General features: G+C 39.0%; 5 protein-coding genes and 1 pseudogene. 2 read left to right on the top strand and 4 right to left on the bottom strand.

Features of this window, described 5'->3' with window-relative positions:
- Nucleotides 1–148: 148 nt before the first annotated feature.
- The 4 genes from PBF_RS24560 to PBF_RS24575 form a co-directional block, all read right to left on the bottom strand.
- Nucleotides 149–733, bottom strand: a complete 585-nt coding sequence (locus tag PBF_RS24560; protein WP_051489015.1) for a replication-relaxation family protein — start codon at nucleotides 731–733, stop codon at nucleotides 149–151.
- Complete coding sequence (locus PBF_RS24565) at nucleotides 717–1,997, bottom strand: FtsK/SpoIIIE domain-containing protein (protein WP_035333636.1); 1,281 nt, start codon at nucleotides 1,995–1,997, stop codon at nucleotides 717–719. The genes PBF_RS24560 and PBF_RS24565 overlap by 17 nt, the downstream gene beginning before the upstream one ends.
- Before the next feature lie 152 nt (nucleotides 1,998–2,149).
- Nucleotides 2,150–2,419 (bottom strand): hypothetical protein, encoded by a 270-nt coding sequence (locus tag PBF_RS24570; RefSeq protein ID WP_035333638.1) that lies wholly within the window; start codon nucleotides 2,417–2,419, stop codon nucleotides 2,150–2,152.
- On the bottom strand, nucleotides 2,394–2,708 hold the full coding sequence (locus PBF_RS24575) for a hypothetical protein (protein ID WP_035333639.1): 315 nt from the start codon (nucleotides 2,706–2,708) through the stop codon (nucleotides 2,394–2,396). The genes PBF_RS24570 and PBF_RS24575 overlap by 26 nt, the downstream gene beginning before the upstream one ends.
- Before the next feature lie 160 nt (nucleotides 2,709–2,868).
- Between PBF_RS24575 and PBF_RS24580 the strand changes: the two genes are divergently transcribed.
- Nucleotides 2,869–3,072, top strand: a complete 204-nt coding sequence (locus PBF_RS24580) for a helix-turn-helix transcriptional regulator (RefSeq protein ID WP_035333640.1) — start codon at nucleotides 2,869–2,871, stop codon at nucleotides 3,070–3,072.
- An 82-nt stretch (nucleotides 3,073–3,154) separates the two neighbouring features.
- Nucleotides 3,155–3,345: pseudogene (locus PBF_RS24585) on the top strand (DUF5067 domain-containing protein); the annotation flags it as partial.

The raw sequence follows: 3,345 nt of genomic DNA on the forward strand, positions 1-3,345 counted from the left end.
TACATCATGCCGCCCATGCATTCAGTGTTTGTATGAGATTTCACTTCTTGATAATGTTGTAATAATAAAGAAACTTCATTTGTTTTCCCTCTTATAAAATATATACGAATTGATACCACTTTGTATTTTTCATGGCATCAATTAGGCATCAGCGTAAATCCTCTTTAGTGAACACCATACACAGCATTCCGACATCAGTACAATAATTATTCAATATGTCCCTTCTGCTTTCAGTTGTAGTGTAAAAGACAAGGACAGGCTTATGTTTATATTGCTTCTCAATGGCCGGAGAAAGCAATTCATACTGCTTTATTTTCTTTTTGTTCTCAGACATAGATTGGGTTCTATCCACTTCTAAAAAGTGAAAAACTTTATGGTGAGTAAAGGTGGCATCAGGGATAATTGAGGTCTCTTTGTAGGTCAGCCCACTTTGATATTTGAATGTGATCTTCTGTTCAATCCTCCAGTCTTGTGGGCGGTTAAAATACAGGAACATATCATTTCTTAAAAGATGATGATCAACAGACATTGACCACTTCACTTCCTTATCAGAGCCAATGAGGTCCCTACCAGTAGTGTTTAAATAGTACACATATTTGCCGTTGTGCATCTTGATATGCAAAAAATCCTTCATATGGTTCAGCACCTTCAGAGCATTTCGATCGGTGCCCAATTCATGCAATACTTGGAGATGCTCTCGTGAAGCAAAGACCAATTTATCCAAACTTAACAAGATCTTCTCCTGCCGGCTTTTCTTTTTCTCGATACTCGACAACATTTTCTGTTGCTCCTTTCAATGATTGTGGGACCTGGTATCGTTCTAGTCGCTTCCACATGTCATGATCTTCTAAGAGTGGAACCTGCATTTTCTGAAGCTCGTGAGTCTTATAGAGTCCCCTGCCTTTCACATCGGATGGAAGCTCCTCTGCTCCCCTTTCATCGATGGCCACTTCTGAAGCATAGCCGGACGGCAGCCTGAAGGTTACTTTTCCATCTGAATTTTGTTTAATCGAACGTGGCAAAGTGTCTGATGTAGGGTATTGCGTGCAGAAGACTTCCCTATAGCCTAACCCGCCGCCAATGCGTGTGATCTCACCTAAGAAGAATTGGCACATACCTAACATTTCTTTTTGTTCTTTTTTCATCCACTTCTCAGGGGCCAGCTGGGCTGCTTCATCCACAATGATGAACTTTCTTTTCTTAATGGGTGTATTAGAAATGTTTGTATAGAAATTTTCTTGAAAGTACTTATATTCCTCCTTCATCTGATTATGGATGCCATCAAGCATGATAGCAGCTTCCATTGGATTGCTGGCCACCCCTTTTACCTGTTCCAGAAGCTTATACCTTCCAAACTCCAGACCTCCCTTTAAATCGATGATATACAGCTCCACATCTTGTGGATGATATTCAATCAAGTAAGTAACCAGGACCTTTAGAAAAACTGTTTTGCCGAAACGAGTTGTGCCGGCCACAGTCATATGAGGAATCTGCTCAAAGTCGTGCCAAAGCATTCCTTCCAAAACTTTACCTAATGGAATCACCCATTTGTTTTCCCCTGCCTTCTTATGTTTTTCCGGATATACAGGGCATTCAGGAACCAATTTATATGGGAATAAGTCTGGTATGTCCTTCTTAAACACTTTAATCACTAAATACTTCCGTGGATCCTTGGGAATCACCCAGGCTTTAAATTCGACCAATACCGGTCGGCTTAATCCATCTGAGAAGAAATGCACCTTCTTTTCCAATTCAGCCATTTTAGTGGCCGGCAAGCCTAAGGGGATTTGAAATACATACTTTGTTCCAATTTTTTCTTCTCCGTCTACAATAGGATATTTCTTTTTGAACTTAGGGAATTGCGGTTCTCCTTTTTTATTGGTGATTCCATACCCTGTGTTTTCAAATATCGTCTGAATGCTTTTCCTTTCATTGCTCCCTTTAGGTATGGCCGCAGCTCCAGCAACCAACAGGGGAAAAGCTAACCATTCAATCATTGAACATGCGCTCCTTTCCGAAATGAACTTGTGAAACAAGTGAATGAGGACTTTAGCGAAAAGCTAAAGAAGTTTCACTCAAACCGAACTAATTAATACAAGCTTAAACCCTTGATAACATCGCTATCCGAACAGCCGGGAGAACTGACTGCCTAAAACCCGATGACCAGGCTGCGTATGAGTGGATTCTTGAATACAGCCCACCCGAGAGCAAACAGAACACCTCCCAGCCCAACTGCCCGAACAGTCGCTTCATTAATCGGCACGCCACATTTTTCTAAAAAAAAGAGGGCCATAAGGACAGCCCCAGTGCCCACAAAGAATGTAAGTCCCCCGTCCACCATGGATAGTAATCCGGGATCTGGAGACATATAGGAATAACCAGAAACAAACTGTTTAAAAGGAATAACCTCGACTCCCACGTCTCTCTTCCTCCTTCAATTTTCTTTTTAATTTAGCTGCCGTTTGATAATATATTTCATCATAGCTTTCAATTCCGGCATCCACACATTGATACCTTTCCAGGTAGTTCATGATGGTACAGCAATCATCTGCAGTTTTCGCACTGAAATACAGTTGATTAAGATAGGCAGACGAAAAGAGAAATTCAGTTTCATCCAGATCATTAAAGCTGCTTTCGTACATTCTCCTCTTGGTTACTTCACTTTCCTTATAACCATCGAAAATACTTTTTAAGATGCCATTTATCATGTATCTCCACCCTCTTTCTTTAGTGTCTGATACATTCTATGGGCGATAGCCTGGCCAGATATCTTGTCCATTAATAAAAATTAAATTTTTATCAAATTTTAATTTGAAGGAATTAAAAGCAGAGTGTGGAATTGGTTGTAAAAGGCATGGGAGGATTCGTATGTTTAATAATAAGATTGACTATTGGATGGATAAGAAAGGATTGAAAAACAAATATATTGCAAAGATTTGTGGGGTTTCTGAAACAACTTTTTCAAAGTGGAGACAAAATAAAACTCAACCAGATCTTCAGTATGCAGCTCTTATTGCTAATGCACTGCATATTACGGTTGATGAATTAATTTATGGAGAAAACAAAGAATGAAATTTAGTTTGGGTATTTTTTGAAACAAATGTTTGATATTATCGTATATGGTAAAGGAAACCAAAAAGAGGGGGAGTTTAATTTGTTTAAAAAGCTTTTAGCAATGAGTGTAATTGGAATCATGATTGGTTTATTGGCAGCGTGTGGAGGGACTGATAATGCCTCAAGCGATTCAGATTCAAAATCAAATTCAACTGAAACTGAAAAGCCAAAGGAAGAAGTAAAAGAAGTCTATTTCAAAGATAATGAAGCAAAATTAAATGACTTAAAAAT

Source organism: Cytobacillus firmus DS1 (assembly GCF_000565285.1).
In the GTDB taxonomy this organism is placed as follows: Bacteria; Bacillota; Bacilli; order Bacillales; family Cytobacillaceae; genus Cytobacillus; species Cytobacillus firmus_A.